The following is a 15,470-nucleotide window of genomic DNA, read 5'->3' as shown; positions in this document are numbered from 1 at the left end:
GCGCCATGGATTCCTGCCCGCGCAGGGATGGCGTTGATGGTAATCACCCACGATGACGTCGCCACTCCTCGAACAACTGATCGATGCGCTGCGCGTGCTACCCGGTGTCGGGCAGAAGTCGGCCCAGCGCATGGCCTACCACGTGCTCGAACGAGACCGTGCGGGAGGGGAGCGCCTGGCCGCTGCGCTTTCCAGCGCCGTGGAGAACATCCGGCATTGCGTGCGTTGCCGCGATTTCAGCGAGAGCGAGGTCTGCACGACCTGCGCCAGCGCTTCGCGTGACGCGCATCTGCTGTGCGCGGTCGAGTCGCCGGCGGACCGGCTGGCGATCGAGCAGGCCACCGGGTATCGGGGCCTGTACTTCGTGCTGCAGGGGCGGCTGTCGCCGCTGGACGGCATCGGCCCGCGCGAGCTGGGCCTCGACGTGCTCGCGTCGCGGCTGGCGGAAGGCGAGGTGCAGGAGCTGATCATCGCCACCAACCCGACGGTGGAGGGCGAAGCGACTGCGCATTACCTCGCGCAGCTGGCGCGCCAGCACAAGGTGCGGCCGAGCCGCCTGGCGCACGGCGTGCCGCTGGGCGGTGAGCTCGAGTATGTCGATCGCGGCACGTTGTCGCATGCGTTCGGCAGTCGCAGCGAGATGGCCGAATAGACGAGTGGCGGCAGGCGGGATCGCTCCGCTTTTCCTCGCCATGGCATCATCCACGCTCAATCCCCCAAGCGGGTTCGCCATGTCCGACACCATCTTCCACAAGATCATCCGTCGCGAAATTCCCGCGGACATCGTCTACGAAGACGAGCACCTGATTGCATTCCGCGACATCGCGCCGCAAGCGCCGGTGCACGTGCTGTTCGTGCCCAAGACCGACGTCGCGACGCTCAACGATCTCAAGCCTGCACAGGCCGAAGTCGTCGGCCGGCTGGCACTGGCCGCCGCGGAGTACGCCCGCCAGCAGGGCTTCGCCGAAGACGGCTACCGCATCGTGATGAACTGCAACGGCTACGGCGGCCAGACCGTGTTCCAGGTCCACCTGCATCTGTTGGCGGGAGCACCGCTCGGCCGGTTCGGCACCTCGCGCTGATCGCGGACTCCTGAAACGACAACGCCCGGCCAGGCCGGGCGTTTCGCCATCAGAGCCGACGGCTTACCACCAGCCCCACCACGGCCAGGGTGCCGGGTAGGGATAGATCACGTCGACCATCTCGCGCTGCGGCCACAGGTAGACCACGTCGGCTTCCACGCGTGGAAAGCGGTAGTCGTACTGGCCGATGCGGCGGTTTTCGTAACCATCAATGCGGCCGATGAAGGTCACCTCGCGGTTGCGCTCGAACACGGCCGGATCGTAGAAGCCGGTGCGGCAGGCGAGGAAGCGGCCGCCCGTATCGTCGCTGCCCCAGTAGGGGCGTGCGGAACTGGTCAGGCTGCCCGAGATCATTTCGAAGCAGGTGCGATTGCTCAATGGCTCGACGCTGACGATGCGCCCGCCCCAGCGCACGGTGGCGCCGGTGCTGTCGGTTGCCGCGGCTTCGCGGGGCGTGATCGGGTTGTATTCGCCCTGCAGCGGCTCGGGCTGCGTGGCGCAGGCGGCAAGCAGCATCGTGCTGCAGGCGAGTACGGCGAAGCGGACATTCATCAGCATTCTCCAGTGGATCATTCCCTTGTCACGGCCTGCGGGTCCGGCCGCGGACGTCCGGAGTGGGGGCGGTGTGCGCGTAATGCCTTGGCCAGGCTGCGCTGTCCATCCGCCACGCCTGCGCGCCCCCCGGTCTGGCCCTCAGCGTACCGCCATTCAACGAAACGGTCGCTGAGTATTTGCAAGGACAACGCCAGCTCCGGCCGGGTCCGGCCGACCCGTTGGGCCCAATCCGACGCGGGCTCGTGAGGTTCGCGTCCCAGTCCGAGGCGGCGGTAACGGCGATCGAGCGCATGCCAGGCGCGCAGGATCGGATCAGGCTCGCGATGGCCCTTTGCGCTCAGCCAGAGCATCCACAGCAGCGCCAACGAGGCCGCGAACGCGAACATCAGCGCCAGTTGCGAGCCGTCCACCCGGTCGATGCCAAGTGGAGCGAGCAGGCGTTGCTGGCGGTTGGCGTCGAAGCCGAGAACCAGGTTATTCCATCCACGGCGAAGCCAGTCGCTGGTGTTGAGCAACGGCGTAACGCTGCCCCCCAGCAGGTCGCCGCCGGGTGCGCGATCGGCCAGGGTGTCGTAGATGCGTTCCGGTGCGACCGCGGCGGTCGGGTCCACCCGCACCCAGCCGCGGCGGGGCAGCCAGACCTCGGCCCAGGCGTGGGCGTCGGAGCGGCGCACGAGCCAATAGTCGCCAATCGGATTGCGATAGCCGCCGGTGTAGCCGGTGACCACGCGCGCCGGTATGCCTGTTCCGCGCATCAGCACGACGAAGGCCGAGCTGAAGTGTTCGCAGAAGCCGGCCTTGTAGTCGAACAGGAACTCATCGACGGAGTTGCGACCGAGCAGCGGCGTTTCCAGGGTGTACGCGAAGTCGCGCCGCACCCAGTCCAAAGCGCGACGGACAATCGCCTCATCGTCGCTACCGGCCTGCGCGCGCCATTGCCGCGCGAGCGCAAGCGTGCGCGGGTTGTAGCCATCCGGCAGCGCCAGTGCCATGCCGCGCAACACATGTCCCAACTTCATGTCGTATTGCCGGGGCTCGGCGGAGCGCAGGCGCAACCGGGTCATGCTGGTGAGTGGGGCCCGGGCGTACAGGCCGTGATCGCGCGACATCTGCATGCTGTCCGGCGCGGCAAGCGGCAGGTCGAGGGCGACCAGTTGCCGGCGGTCGGTGGGCTCGATTTCGAGTTCGTAGTCCCAGCGTTCGGCCGCCGGGGTGCTTTCCGCTGCCGGAACGCCACGCAGCCACTGAGGTTGCGTCCAGCTTCGGCCATCGAAGTTCCAGAGCACGGGGCCACGCCAGTACATCCTCGACGTATCCGGCGCCGGACCGAAGAAGCGCACGCGCAGTGCTGGCGTGTCGTCGGTCATCAGGTCGATCCATTCGCCGGGTGTCATGCGGTCGGACAGGCCCGGTCGCGCCATCGCGCGCTCCGGCACGCCCCACAGCGGCGTGCCCAGTCGCGGGAACAGCCAGAAGACCGAGAGCGCGAGCGGCAGCCCGATGGCCAGCAGCCGGCCGATCGCCCGCAGCCGCTTTCCGGGCGTGCGCTGCATGCGGTCGCCGGATTCCAGATCCGCCAGGGTTTGCATGGCGGCCAGTGACAGGACGATGGCAACCAGGCCCAGCATCAGCGACACCGGGCCCTGGTCGAGCAGGAAGGTCGCGAACGGTGCGAACAGCGCAAATCCAATCATGCTGCGGGCATCGCGCAGCCCCGCGGTCTCGGAGGGCTTGATCGCCAGCATCGCGGCCAGCAGCGCGCAACCGGTATCGCGCCCGAAGGAAAACCTGGCCAGGCCAAGCACCGCGCCGACCAGCGCCAGCGTCAGCACCAGCCGCATCCAGCCGGGGAGTGGCTGCCGCCACGCCATCGCGCCGACCGCCATCGCGCTTGCGCCGATCAACACAGCGAGTCCCGGCGGGAGTTGCAACAGCAGCGGCAACAGACAGGCCGCCGACGCTGCCAGCGTCCAGCGGCGTCGCGGGGCATCGAGGGGGATGGTCGGCTTACGCATGGGGCATCAGCGCCAAGGCACGCAGGCAGGCATGGCGATGCAGCGAACCGCGGGCAGGACCGAGTTCCGGCTGGCCCGGCAGGCATAGCCGATAGCGCCTGCCATCGCGCTCGGCCTCGTCGACCCAGCGAGCCAGGCGGGCGATGCGTGCTTCGTAGTGCACGCCGCTCATCTGGCGCCAATCGAGTACGACGTCGGCACCGACCGGGCGTTCGTATTCGCGCACGATCAGCGTGTCGCGACGTGCGGATGGTTTCCAGGCGATGGCCCGCCGCGCGTCGCCGGGCCGGTAGGCGCGCAGGTGATGCACATCGTCGCCAGCGGCATGCAGTCGCCGTTGCGCGTGTTCGCCGGTGCCGGCGGGCAGGGGAGGTCCGTAGGCCTCAGGTGCGGGATAGACCAGCAGCGGCGCTTCCGGCCACACATACGACCAGGCGCGGGCCAGTCCGAGCGGACGCGTCGTCGACAAGCGCAGGCGCGGCAGATCGAACCAGCCGCGCCGCTCGGTCGCGAACACGATCGACACCTCGCCGCGGCCCTGGTCCAGGTCGAGCACCGCGTGCTTCACGTCGAGTGCGCCGTCGTCGTCCACACGCAACCCACGGCGCACGCGCTTGGGCGGCGCGCTGGCATGCACGCGCACCGTCATCGGCGAACCGGCGGCCACCGACTCCGCATCGATGGCGGTGACCTGCAGGCCGGTGAGCTGCAACTGGGCCGCGACCAGGCTGGCCAGGCCCGCTCCTCCCAGCAACAAGGCCAGCAGCAGCGCCGGATTGTTGTTGTAGTTGAGCGAGCCGACCGTCATCGTCAGCAACAGCGCGGCATAGAACAGGCCGAACTTCGTCGGCAGCACGTAGACGCGGCGGCGATCGAGGGTCGCAGGCAGCGCTTCAGGATCGCGCGGACGCGTCAATCCCGTGCGCAATGCCAGCCGCAGGCGCCCCCAGCGCGTCATGCTCAGTCCACCGGCACCGCGTGCAGGATCGACTTGGCGAGCATGGCGTCGTCACCCGCGCTGGCATCGGCGACGAGGCGGTGTGCCGCCACGGGAGCGAACAGGGCCTGCACGTCCTCCGGCAGCACGTGCGAGCGGCCCAGCAGCAATGCGTAGGCACGTGCGGCGCGCAGCAGCGACAGGCCGGCGCGCGGCGACAGTCCGACGCGCACGCCCGGATGCCGGCGGCTGCGGGCAAGCAGCGCCTGCACGTAGGCGATCAGTGCATCGCTGGCATGCACGGCATTCACCGCCTGGCGTGCCGCGATCACGTCTTCGCTGCCCAGCAACGGCATCGTCTGCACGATGAGGTCGCGGCGGTCGCCGCTGGCCAGCAGGTCGCGTTCGGCGGCGTCTCCCGGATAGCCGAGCGTGAGGCGCAGCTGGAAGCGGTCGAGCTGCGAATCCGGCAGCGGATAAGTGCCGGACAGATCCACCGGGTTCTGGGTGGCGATGACGAAGAACGGATCGGGCAGGGCATGAGTCGTGCCATCCACCGTGACCTGGTGCTCGGCCATCGCTTCGAGCAGCGCACTCTGCGTGCGGGGCGGGGCGCGATTGATTTCATCGGCCAGCAGTACCTGGGTGAACACCGGGCCCGGATGGAACTCGAAACGGCGGGTCTGTGGGTCGAATACCGACACGCCCACGACATCGGCCGGCAGCAGGTCGGAGGTGAACTGCACGCGCTGGAACTCCAGCCCCAGCGTGGCGGCCAGCGCATGCGCCAGCGTGGTCTTGCCCAGGCCGGGCAGGTCCTCGATCAGCAGGTGCCCGCCGGACAGCAGCGCGACGAAGGCCAGGCGCACCTCGTGCGGCTTGCCTAGCACCAGGCCATTCACCTGTTTCTGGGCCCGATCCAGGGTCGTGCGCAGGTCATCGGTTAGCATGGCCGCCGCGGAAGGGGATGCTGCCATCGAGTCTCTCCTTTGATGACCCAGAGTGTAACGAGGTAGCGAACGGATGCGGGATGAAGATCGGCTGCGGCATGTGTTCTGGGCGCTGTTTGGCGCCGTGTTCCTGCTCAAGCTCGCCATTGCCGCGAGGCTGCCGTTGTTCGTCGATGAAGCCTTTTACTGGACGGAGGGGCAGCACCTCGCTGCGGCCTATTCCGATCTCCCAGGCCTGACGGCATGGCTGGCCCGGCTGGGCACGTCGCTCGGCGGGGACAGCACGCTGGCGCTGCGCGCGCCCTTCCTGCTGATCGGTGCGCTGGTTCCGTGGATGGTCGCTCGCATCACCACGCGCGAGTTCGGTCCGGCGGCAGGATGGCAGGCCGGATGCTTCGCGTTGCTGCTGCCACTTTCAGGCACGCTCGGACTGCTGGCATTGCCGGATGCCGCAATGGCGCTGGCGACGCTGCTGTGCCTCGACGCCGGAGCGAGGCTGCTGCGTGAAGTACGTGCGTCGTCGTCGCTCGAACTGGCGGCGGGCCTGGCCATCGGGGCGCTCAGCCATTACCGCTTCATCGCGGTGATCGGCGTTGGTTTCCTGGTGTTGCTGGCGATCCCGGACGGAAGAAAGCTTCTGCGCGACGTGCGGGTGTGGATCGCGGTCGCCATCGGTGCTTCGGCGTGGGCGCCGCTGGTGGCATGGAACTACGACAATGCCGACGCCGGCCTTCGCTTCCAGCTGGTCGACCGCCATCCCTGGGCGTTCCACGCCGACGGCCTGTGGTTCGTGGTGATCCAGTCACTGCTGGTTACTCCACCGCTGTTCGCGGCGCTGCTCGCGGCCGCGTGGCGCGATCGCAATGGCGTCATACCGGCGGCCCGTTACTTCGCTCTGCTCGGCGGTGGCGTGCTGCTCGGCTTTTTCGCGCTGGGCTTCTTCGCCGATACCGAGCGTGTCAGTTTCCATTGGCCGATGCCCGGCTACCTGGCGCTGCTGCCGTTGTTGCCGGCGCTGCTTGCGACATGGCCGCGCACGGTGCGGAGGCTGACCTTCGGTGTGGCAGCCCTGGGGCTGGTCGGCATGCTGGGCTACTACGTGGCCGTCTCGCTGCCTGACGTCCGTGCGCGCAGCGCGGCGCAGAAATGGTATCCCTCGAACTTCGCGGGCTGGAATGAACTCGCCGAAGCCGTGCGCCGGCAACGCGCCGCGATGCCCGCCGGCACGCGCGTGGTTGCCGACAACTTCAAGATCGCTTCCGAACTGGGCTTCGCACTCGGCGATGCCGACATTCCCGTGCTCGATCATCCTCTCAACCACAAGCATGGTCGCGCGCCGCAGTTGGCGCTGTGGGGGCTGCTGACGCGCGGTCGCGAGGACTGGGGCGCCGCGCCCGTGCTGCTGGTGGTCGGTGCCAGCGAAGTGGAGTACAAGAACCTGCTCGCGCGTTACCACGCGCTGTGTTCGATGGTCGGGCCATTGCCGCCACCGCGCGTGCTCAACATCGACCATGGCCGGCAACGGTTCCTCCTGTTCGCGCTGGAGCCGGCGCCCCGGGGCCCGTCGTCGCGATGCACCGCGCCGGCGATGGCGTGGATCGACGCGCCCGCCAGCGGAGACAAGGTCGCGCGCTCGTTCGAAGTCCGTGGCTGGGCATTCAAGGACGGCGAAGGCCTGTCGCGTGTCGAGGTCATGCTCGATGGCGAAGTCGTCGCGACGATGGCCTACGGACAGCCCGCTCCGGGCGTGCAGGGATACTGGAAAATCAGCAACGACCCGCAGCACCCGAACGTGGGCTTTTCCGGGCCGGTCGAACTCGGGGCGGTCACGCCGGGGCGGCACTGGCTCGGTCTGCGCCTGCATGCGCGCGATGGCAGCATCGAGGATTGGTCGGAGCAGCCTGTCGATGTGCGCGACTAGGGCAGGGTGTAGCCTGCTTCACGCAGCAGGCGCGCCGTTGCGATCAGCGGAAGGCCGATGAGCGCGGTCGGATCCTGAGATTCGATGGCATCGAACAAGGCGATGCCGAGCCCTTCGGATTTGAAGCTCCCGGCGCAGTCGAATGGCCGTTCGGCATCGACATAGCGCTCGATCTCGCGCGGCGTCAGCGTGCGGAAGCGCACCGTGGTCGTATCCAGGGCCTGCAGCGGCGCGTGTCCGGCACGTGCGAGGCAGAGGCCCGTGCGGAAGCGCACGCTGCGGCCCGACATCGAGGCAAGTTGCGCGATCGCCGGTTCGCGTCCGCCGGGCTTGCCGAGCGGGCGGCCGTCGAACTCGGCGACCTGGTCCGAGCCGATGACCCAGGCCTCGGGGTGCCGTGAAGCGACGGCCTGGGCCTTGGCGGCCGAGAGCCGGACCGCCAGTGCCTCCGGCGGTTCGCCAGGCAGCGGGCTTTCGTCGGTCTCGGGCCGGGCCACGTCGAAGGGCAGACCCAGCCTGTTCAGCAACTCACGGCGATAGGGCGAGGTGGAAGCAAGGATCAGGGCCGGCATGATGGGTGGCCCGTTCAGGCCATCGGCGCGCGGGCCCGCTCGATGCGGGTCAGCTGCTGCTCGATCCGGCCGCGGGCGGCGTCGATCGAGTTGCGGACCTCGGTCAGTTGCGACAGGGTCGCGTCGCGGCCGTGGTCGCGAAGCCAGACGCGCTGCCTCAGCATTTCCCGCATCGCCTCGCCGACCGGGTCTTCGCTGCGCTCGCCGGCAATGGCCTCGATCTCGGCACGGGCGGTGCGCAGGCGTGCCTCCAGGGCATCGGCGGCATCCAGGACTTCCCGCACCGCGCGCTGGCGAGGGTCGGGCTGGCGGCTCCGGATCATCAGCACGGATGCGGCAATGGCCACCACGGCGGCGAGCAGGATCAGCAGGGTAGTGGACACGGTTCAGCGATCACGTCGAGAGGGCTCCAGTCTGAACGCTTGCCGTCGCCATCGGCAAATCCCCGTTCCGACAGGGGTTTAGGTTTGACAGAGGAGAAGTCGCCCCGTAGCATTCTCCAGCTTATGTCAGCGAACCTGCCCGAGATGTTGGATGCTTGGCGCATGGTGGAGGCCCGGCGCGGCGTGGAAGGCCGCCTGCCGTTGTCTGCGTTGACGCGGCTGCGGGACAGCCTGCTCGATACCGAAGGTGACGTGCGCTTCGCGCTCGATTTCGATCGCGATTCGCTGAAGGTGCCTTATGTCGAGCTGCGCATCGAGGCCGAGCTGCCGCTGGAATGCCAGCGCAGCCTGCAACGGTTCCTGCTGTCGGTAAGGATCGTGCAGCGGCTTGGTCTCATCCGCGAAGAAGCGGACGAGGCTGCGCTGCCGCCAGGTTACGAACCGCTGCTGATGCCGCAGGACGGCATGCTGCGGGCTTCCGAGCTGGTGGAGGATGAACTCATCCTCGCCATCCCGGTCGTGCCGATGGCGCCTGGCACGGAAGCGATGGAACGCGACTGGCCGGCCGAAGAGGCCGAACAGGAGCGCGCCAACCCGTTTGCCGCGCTGGCGGCGCTGAAGCACAAACCAAAATAGTTTTCCGTTTTTTTACAGATTCGTCTCACGAGTTCTTGGAGCAAGACCATGGCTGTCCAGAAGTCCCGCGTTTCCCCGTCCAAGCGTGGCATGCGCCGTTCGCACGACGCGCTCAGCGCCAAGCAGCTGGCGACCGACCCGACCACGGGCGAAACCCATCTGCGCCATCACGTCACCGCCGACGGCTACTACCGTGGCAAGAAGGTGATCGACACCCAGGCCAAGGTCGCCGACGAAGAGTAATCTTCGCGTCCTGCCGCGCCGCGCGCTGCCCTGGTGCGGCGCGCGGGCTGCCTGCGATCTGACAACCCGGATCCACGGCCGCTGTGCGGCAAGGTGTCCCGCCCATTGCCGGCGGGCCTTGGCAACGGTTTCGCAGCGGAGTGGAGATGACTGAGCAGGCGGTTTCAAACGTTTATTCCCGCATTGCGGGTACCGGCAGCTATCTGCCGGAGAAAGTGCTGACCAACGACGATCTGGCCAAGTTCGTCGACACCAGCGACGAATGGATCGCGGCCCGTACCGGCATCCGCGAGCGCCACATCGCCGCCGAAGGTGAAACCACCAGCGACCTCGCGTTCCATGCCGCGACCCGCGCGATCGAAGCGGCAGGCATCACCGCGCAGGACATCGACCTGATCGTCGTCGGCACCACCACGCCGGACCTGATCTTCCCCTCGACCGCCTGCCTGCTGCAGCACCGCCTTGGTGTCGCCGGTTGCGCTGCGTTCGACGTCAACGCCGCCTGCTCGGGCTTCATCTATGCGCTGACGGTGGCGGACAAATTCATCCGCTCGGGGTCTGCAAAAACCGTGCTCGTGGTCGGCGCCGAAACGCTTACGCGCATGCTCGACTGGAACGATCGCGCCACCTGCGTGCTGTTCGGCGACGGTGCGGGTGCGGTCGTGCTCAAGGCCGATACCGAGACGGGCATCCTCAGCACGCACATGCATGCCGATGGTGCCAAGAAGGAGCTGCTGTGGAATCCGGTCGGCGTGTCCGCCGGCTTCAAGCCTGAAGAGCACAATGCCGGTGTGCGTGTGCTGATGACCGGCAATGAAGTGTTCAAACATGCGGTCAAGGCGCTCGACTCGGTCGTCGAGGAAGCGCTCGAAGCCAACGGCCTCGACCGCCACGAAATCGACTGGCTGATCCCGCACCAAGCCAACCTGCGCATCATCGAAGCCACGGCCAAGCGCCTGGATATGCCGATGGATCGCGTCATCGTCACCGTCGACAGGCACGGCAACACGTCGTCCGGTTCGGTGCCGCTGGCGCTGGACGAAGCGGTGCGTTCCGGCCGTGTCCAGCGCGGCCAGTTGCTGCTGCTCGAGGCGTTCGGCGGCGGCTTCACCTGGGGATCGGCGCTGCTGCGTTACTGATCCACCAGTACGGGTTGCATGTGACGCCTCCGCCGGAAACAGCGGGGGCGTTTCGTTTTTGCGACATCCGGAAGCTGCTCAATACGTGCCGGTACAGACGTCCTAGAGCAAACACTCGTATCATGCGCACTCTTTTCGCAGGGATTCACGCGTGACCGATTCATCCCCCCAGCTGGCCTTCGTATTCCCGGGCCAGGGTTCGCAGTCGCTCGGCATGCTCGCCGAGTTGTCCGAACTGCATCCGCAAGTGCGCGAGACCTTCGCTGAAGCCAGCGACGGCGCTGGTGCCGATTTGTGGGCGCTGAGCCAGGGCGGTCCCGAGGAAATGCTCAACCGCACCGAGTTCACTCAGCCGGCGCTGCTGGCCGCGGGCGTGGCGGTGTGGCGCCTGTGGCAGCAGCGCGGTGGCACGAAGCCGTCGGTGCTGGCCGGGCACAGCCTGGGCGAATACACCGCGCTGGTCGCAGCGGGCGCGCTGTCCCTGAAGGACGGTGCGCACCTGGTGCGCCTGCGTGGTCAGCTGATGCAGGATGCCGCCCCCGCCGGCACCGGCGCGATGGCGGCCGTGCTCGGCGCCGAGGATGCGCTGGTGCAGGAAGTCTGCGAAGCCGCGTCCGGCAGCGAAGTCGTCGTGCCGGCCAATTACAACTCGCCGGGCCAGATCGTGATCGGCGGCCATGCCGCTGCGGTCGACAAAGCGCTGGCGATGCTCGGCGAACGCGGTGTGCGCAAGGCGGTCAAGCTGGCCGTCAGCGTGCCCTCGCATACTCCGCTGATGCGTGAGGCCGCCAATCGTCTGGCCGAAGCCATGGCCGGCCTGGCTTGGCACGCGCCGCAGTGGCCGGTCGTGCAGAACGTCGATGCGCGCATCCACGACAATACCGATGCGATCCGCGACGCACTGGTCCGCCAGCTGTACCTGCCGGTGCAGTGGACCGGTTGCGTGCAGGCGCTGTCCGCGCGCGGCATCACCCGCATCGCCGAATGCGGCCCGGGCAAGGTCCTGGCCGGCCTGGTCAAGCGCATCGACAAGTCGCTCGACGCACGCGCGCTCGGCACGCCGGGCGAGTTCGAAACCGCTCTCGAAGAATGGAAGAACGCATGAGCCACCATGACGTGTTGAAGGGCGAGGTCGCACTCGTCACCGGCGCAAGCCGCGGCATCGGTGCCGCCATCGCCGACGAGCTGGCTGCGCAGGGCGCGACGGTCATCGGCACCGCCACTTCGGAGGCTGGCGCCAAGGCGATCGGCGAGCGCCTGGCCGCGCACGGCGGCCACGGTCGTGTGCTCAATGTCGGCGAGGCCGAGTCGATCGAGGCGCTGATCGAATCCATCGGCAAGGAGATCGGCCCGATCTCGATCCTCGTCAACAATGCCGGCATCACGCGCGACAACCTGCTGATGCGCATGAAGGACGAGGACTGGCAGGCGATCCTCGACACCAACCTCACCAGCGTCTACCGCAGCAGCAAGGCGGTGATGCGTTCGATGATGAAGGCGCGCAAGGGCCGCATCATCAACATTGCCTCGGTGATCGGCGTGACCGGCAATGCCGGCCAGGCCAACTACGCCGCGGCCAAGGCCGGCATCATCGCCTTCAGCAAGTCGCTGGCCAAGGAAATCGGTAGCCGTGGCGTGACCGTGAATGTCGTGGCGCCCGGTTTCATCGACACCGATATGACCAAGGCCCTGCCCGACGATGCCAAGAACGCGATGCTCGGCCAGATCGCGCTCGGCCGCTTCGGCGAACCGGCCGACATCGCCCGTGCGGTGGCCTTCCTGGCCGGCCCGGCGGCCGCCTACATCACCGGCGAGACGCTGCACGTCAACGGCGGCATGTACATGCCCTGAGACCTCCCCGTGGCGGGGGGCTTCCGGTCCTAACCACTTGAACCAAAAGGGCTTTCGCGTATGCTCGCGAACGCCAATGTTTCCTTTAGACTATTCCGTCGAATATCCCGTCCCGGGAGGAGTGAGAACCCATGAGCAGCATCGAAGAGCGCGTTAAGAAGATCGTTGTCGAACAGCTTGGCGTGAAGGAAGAAGAAGTCACCAACAACGCTTCGTTCGTCGACGACCTCGGCGCTGACTCGCTCGACACCGTCGAGCTGGTGATGGCCCTCGAAGAAGAGTTCGAGTGCGAGATCCCGGACGAGGAAGCCGAGAAGATCACCTCGGTGCAGCAGGCGATCGACTACGTCAAGTCGCACGTCAAGTCGTAAGCGCGTCTTGCGGGAGCGGGGTCTCAACGGCCGCCTGCTCCCACGAAAGTCAAACCGGGGCCGCTTTGCGGCCCCGCGTTTTATCAGCCGGCCGATACGCCGGCGTAGGTAAATGGAGTGTTTCATGTCCAATCGCAGGCGTGTTGTCGTCACCGGCCTCGGCATCGTGTCGCCGCTCGGCAATGACCTGGCCAAGAGCTGGGACGGCATCGTCAACGGCCGCTCCGGCATCGGCCCGATCACCCATTTCGACGCCTCCGCTTTCACCACCCGCATCGCGGGCGAGGTGCGCGACTTCGACATCACCCAGTGGGTGAATCCGAAGGACGCGAAGAAGATGGAGGAGTTCATCCATTACGGCGTGGCTGCTTCGCTGATGGCGATGCAGGACGCCAGCCTCACCGTCGACGAGTCCAACGCCGAGCGCATCGGTGCGCTGATCGGCTCGGGCATCGGCGGCCTGCTCGGCATCGAGGAGCAGACGGTCAAGTATCACGAGGGCGGCCCGCGCAAGGTCTCGCCGTTCTACGTGCCCAGCACCATCATCAACATGCTGCCCGGCCAGGTGTCGCTGCTGACCGGCATCAAGGGCCCGAATTTCTCGGCCGTTTCGGCCTGCGCCACCGCCAACCATTCCATCGGCATGGCGATGCGCATGATCCAGTACGGCGACGCCGACGTCATGGTCGCCGGCGGTGCCGAACGCGGCTCGTCGCCGACCTCGGTCGCGGGCTTCTGCTCGATGAAGGCCATGTCGACCCGCAATGACGACCCGACCCACGCTTCGCGTCCGTGGGACAAGGACCGTGACGGCTTCGTCCTCGGCGACGGTGCCGGCATCCTGGTCCTCGAGGAATACGAGCACGCCAAGGCCCGCGGCGCCCGCATCTATTGCGAGCTCGCCGGTTTCGGCGCCAGCTCCGACGCCTTCCACATGACCGCACCGAGCGAGAACGGTGAAGGCCCGGCCCGCTGCATGGTCGCGGCGATGAAGGACGCGGGAGTCAATCCGCAGGACGTCGGCTACCTCAACGCGCACGGCACGTCCACGCCGCTGGGCGACGTCGCCGAAACGCTGGCGATCAAGCGCGCGCTGGGCGACCACGCCTACAAGACCATGGTCAGCTCGACCAAGTCGATGACGGGTCACCTGCTCGGCGCCGCCGGCGGCGTGGAGGCCATCTTCTCTGTGCTGGCGCTGCATCACGGCATCATCCCGCCGACCATCAACCTGGAGCAGCCGGGCGAAGGCTGCGACCTGGACTACGTGCCCAACGTGGCGCGCCAGGCCAAGGTCGACGTCGCCGTCTCCAACGGCTTCGGCTTCGGCGGCACCAACGGCACGCTGGTGTTCAAGCGCCTCTGACGGCGCCGCAACTCGTGTCCCGCGATCCCCGCTCCGGCGGGGATCGTCGTTTGTGGGGTCTAATACGCAACTATGCTCCTGACTCGCTCGCTGCCGTCCCGGCCCGGAACCACCATCGACCTGCTGTCGCTGCAACGCCTGGCGCCGCAGCGCTACCCGCTGCTGCTGGAGTCCACCGCGCACGGCACCGCGCAGGGGCGCTGGGACATGCTGCTGGTAGGCAATGGCGAAACGCTGCGCCTGCACGCGGACGGCGTCACCCGCGATGCGGAAGGCGCTGCGAAGGAGGGCGATTTCTTTTCGGTGCTGGATGCGGCGTGGACGCCATTACGCGTGCCGCGCGACGAACCGCGCTGGCCGTTCCGCGGCGGCTGGGCGTTGCTCATGGGGTACGAGGCCGCGGCGCAGGTCGAGCCGGTGCTGAAACTGCCGCAGGCGCCGGGTGGTCTGCCGGTCGCACTGGCGCTGCGCTGTCCGGCGGCGGTGCTGCGCGACCACACCACCGGCGATTGCGTGGTGGTGGCCGAGCGAGGTCATGAAGACCTGCTGGACCAGGTACTGGCCGATGTCGAATCCGCCGCGCAACTGCCGGCCCTGCCGGAGTGGCAGCCACCGAGGGCGATCGACGAGGACGAACCTCAGCGCTACATCGACGGCGTCCAGCGCGTGCTCGAATACCTGGCCGCGGGCGATGTGTTCCAGGTCAACCTGTCGCGCGCATGGCGTGCGGCCTTCGATGCGCCGCTGCAACCGTCAGCATTGTTCCAGCGCCTGCGCGACAACAATCCGGCGCCGTTCGCGGGCGTGTTCGCCGGAGACGGTTGGGCCGTGGTGAGCGCCTCACCGGAACGCCTGGTTTCGGTGCGTGGCGACGTGGTCGAGACGCGCCCCATCGCTGGCACGCGGCCGCGCTTCGCCGGCGACGACGATGCCGCCCGGATCCAGGAACTCGTCGGTCATCCGAAAGAGCGCGCCGAGCACGTGATGCTGATCGACCTGGAGCGCAACGATCTCGGCCGAGTCTGCACGCCGGGCAGCGTGGAGGTCGACGAGTTGATGACGGTGGAAAGCTACGCGCACGTGCACCACATCGTCAGCAACGTGCGCGGCCGGTTGAAGGCTGACGCGACGCCGGGGCAGGTGATCCGCGCGGTGTTCCCCGGCGGCACGATCACCGGATGCCCGAAGGTCCGCTGCATGCAGATCATCGCCGAGCTCGAAGGTGTCGGTCGCGGCGCCTACACCGGCGCGATGGGCTGGCTCAATCGCGATGGCGACCTCGACCTCAACATCCTGATCCGCAGCGCGGAGGTGGAGGGTGATTCGCTGCGTTTCCGCACCGGCGCAGGCATCGTCTTCGACTCGGTACCCGAGCGCGAACTCGACGAGACCCGCGCCAAGGCGCGCGGCATGCTTCGCGCGCTTGGGGTCGCCGGGTGATGGTCGCGA

The 15,470-nt window shown here is 67.6% G+C and carries 17 protein-coding genes; 11 read left to right on the top strand and 6 right to left on the bottom strand.

The window, feature by feature from the left end; translation table 11 throughout:
* Positions 1–52: 52 nt before the first annotated feature.
* Positions 53–652 carry a recombination mediator RecR gene (recR, locus tag IU514_RS06090; RefSeq protein WP_194930200.1) on the top strand — a complete coding sequence of 200 codons (600 nt, stop codon included), beginning with the start codon at positions 53–55 and terminating at the stop codon, positions 650–652.
* 79 nt (positions 653–731) lie between these two features.
* Positions 732–1,082: a histidine triad nucleotide-binding protein gene (locus IU514_RS06085; RefSeq protein WP_194930199.1), complete on the top strand. Its 351-nt coding sequence runs from the start codon at positions 732–734 to the stop codon at positions 1,080–1,082.
* Between the two features lie 63 nt (positions 1,083–1,145).
* Here the strand turns inward: IU514_RS06085 and IU514_RS06080 are convergent, their stop codons facing one another.
* The 4 genes from IU514_RS06080 to IU514_RS06065 are packed head-to-tail and all read right to left on the bottom strand — an operon-like array spanning position 1,146 to position 5,566.
* A complete protein-coding gene (locus tag IU514_RS06080; RefSeq protein ID WP_194930198.1) occupies positions 1,146–1,634 on the bottom strand; it encodes a Slp family lipoprotein in 489 nt (162 codons plus the stop codon).
* A 17-nt stretch (positions 1,635–1,651) separates the two neighbouring features.
* Positions 1,652–3,652: a transglutaminase TgpA family protein gene (locus IU514_RS06075; protein ID WP_194930197.1), complete on the bottom strand. Its 2,001-nt coding sequence runs from the start codon at positions 3,650–3,652 to the stop codon at positions 1,652–1,654.
* Positions 3,645–4,610 carry a DUF58 domain-containing protein gene (locus IU514_RS06070; protein WP_194930196.1) on the bottom strand — a complete coding sequence of 322 codons (966 nt, stop codon included), beginning with the start codon at positions 4,608–4,610 and terminating at the stop codon, positions 3,645–3,647. Before IU514_RS06070 ends, IU514_RS06075 begins: the two co-directional genes overlap by 8 nt.
* A gap of 2 nt (positions 4,611–4,612) precedes the next feature.
* Complete coding sequence (locus IU514_RS06065; RefSeq protein WP_228760525.1) at positions 4,613–5,566, bottom strand: AAA family ATPase; 954 nt, start codon at positions 5,564–5,566, stop codon at positions 4,613–4,615.
* A 46-nt stretch (positions 5,567–5,612) separates the two neighbouring features.
* Between IU514_RS06065 and IU514_RS06060 the strand changes: the two genes are divergently transcribed.
* Positions 5,613–7,460, top strand: coding sequence for a glycosyltransferase family 39 protein (locus IU514_RS06060; protein ID WP_194930195.1), 1,848 nt, complete (start codon positions 5,613–5,615; stop codon positions 7,458–7,460).
* Here IU514_RS06060 and IU514_RS06055 read toward each other — a convergent pair.
* Together IU514_RS06055 and IU514_RS06050 are read right to left on the bottom strand one after the other, a co-directional pair.
* Positions 7,457–8,032 (bottom strand): Maf family protein, encoded by a 576-nt coding sequence (locus IU514_RS06055; protein WP_194930194.1) that lies wholly within the window; start codon positions 8,030–8,032, stop codon positions 7,457–7,459. The genes IU514_RS06060 and IU514_RS06055 overlap by 4 nt on opposite strands.
* A 14-nt stretch (positions 8,033–8,046) precedes the next feature.
* On the bottom strand, positions 8,047–8,415 hold the full coding sequence (locus tag IU514_RS06050; RefSeq protein ID WP_194930193.1) for a hypothetical protein: 369 nt from the start codon (positions 8,413–8,415) through the stop codon (positions 8,047–8,049).
* Positions 8,416–8,538: 123 nt separating this feature from the next.
* On the opposite strand from IU514_RS06050, the gene IU514_RS06045 reads away from it, so the two are divergent.
* The 8 genes from IU514_RS06045 (at position 8,539) to IU514_RS06010 (ending at position 15,461) form a co-directional block, all read left to right on the top strand.
* Complete coding sequence (locus tag IU514_RS06045) at positions 8,539–9,051, top strand: YceD family protein (RefSeq protein WP_194930478.1); 513 nt, start codon at positions 8,539–8,541, stop codon at positions 9,049–9,051.
* A 48-nt stretch (positions 9,052–9,099) separates the two neighbouring features.
* Positions 9,100–9,294, top strand: coding sequence for a 50S ribosomal protein L32 (rpmF, locus tag IU514_RS06040; protein ID WP_194930192.1), 195 nt, complete (start codon positions 9,100–9,102; stop codon positions 9,292–9,294).
* A 146-nt stretch (positions 9,295–9,440) separates the two neighbouring features.
* Positions 9,441–10,433 carry a beta-ketoacyl-ACP synthase III gene (locus tag IU514_RS06035; RefSeq protein ID WP_194930191.1) on the top strand — a complete coding sequence of 331 codons (993 nt, stop codon included), beginning with the start codon at positions 9,441–9,443 and terminating at the stop codon, positions 10,431–10,433.
* Positions 10,434–10,584: 151 nt separating this feature from the next.
* Complete coding sequence (fabD, locus tag IU514_RS06030; protein WP_194930190.1) at positions 10,585–11,538, top strand: ACP S-malonyltransferase; 954 nt, start codon at positions 10,585–10,587, stop codon at positions 11,536–11,538.
* Positions 11,535–12,284: a 3-oxoacyl-ACP reductase FabG gene (gene fabG, locus IU514_RS06025; RefSeq protein ID WP_194930189.1), complete on the top strand. Its 750-nt coding sequence runs from the start codon at positions 11,535–11,537 to the stop codon at positions 12,282–12,284. Before fabD ends, fabG begins: the two co-directional genes overlap by 4 nt.
* A gap of 131 nt (positions 12,285–12,415) precedes the next feature.
* Positions 12,416–12,655 carry an acyl carrier protein gene (gene acpP, locus IU514_RS06020; protein ID WP_194930188.1) on the top strand — a complete coding sequence of 80 codons (240 nt, stop codon included), beginning with the start codon at positions 12,416–12,418 and terminating at the stop codon, positions 12,653–12,655.
* 124 nt (positions 12,656–12,779) lie between these two features.
* On the top strand, positions 12,780–14,021 hold the full coding sequence (gene fabF, locus IU514_RS06015; protein WP_194930187.1) for a beta-ketoacyl-ACP synthase II: 1,242 nt from the start codon (positions 12,780–12,782) through the stop codon (positions 14,019–14,021).
* A gap of 72 nt (positions 14,022–14,093) precedes the next feature.
* Positions 14,094–15,461 carry an aminodeoxychorismate synthase component I gene (locus tag IU514_RS06010; protein WP_194930186.1) on the top strand — a complete coding sequence of 456 codons (1,368 nt, stop codon included), beginning with the start codon at positions 14,094–14,096 and terminating at the stop codon, positions 15,459–15,461.
* Positions 15,462–15,470 lie beyond the last annotated feature (9 nt).

Origin of the sequence: Lysobacter niastensis (assembly GCF_015453285.1) — a bacterium.
Classification (GTDB): domain Bacteria; phylum Pseudomonadota; class Gammaproteobacteria; order Xanthomonadales; family Xanthomonadaceae; genus Lysobacter_J; species Lysobacter_J niastensis.
Note: the sequence above shows the minus strand (reverse complement) of the source record. Positions and strands in the feature narration are given on the sequence as shown.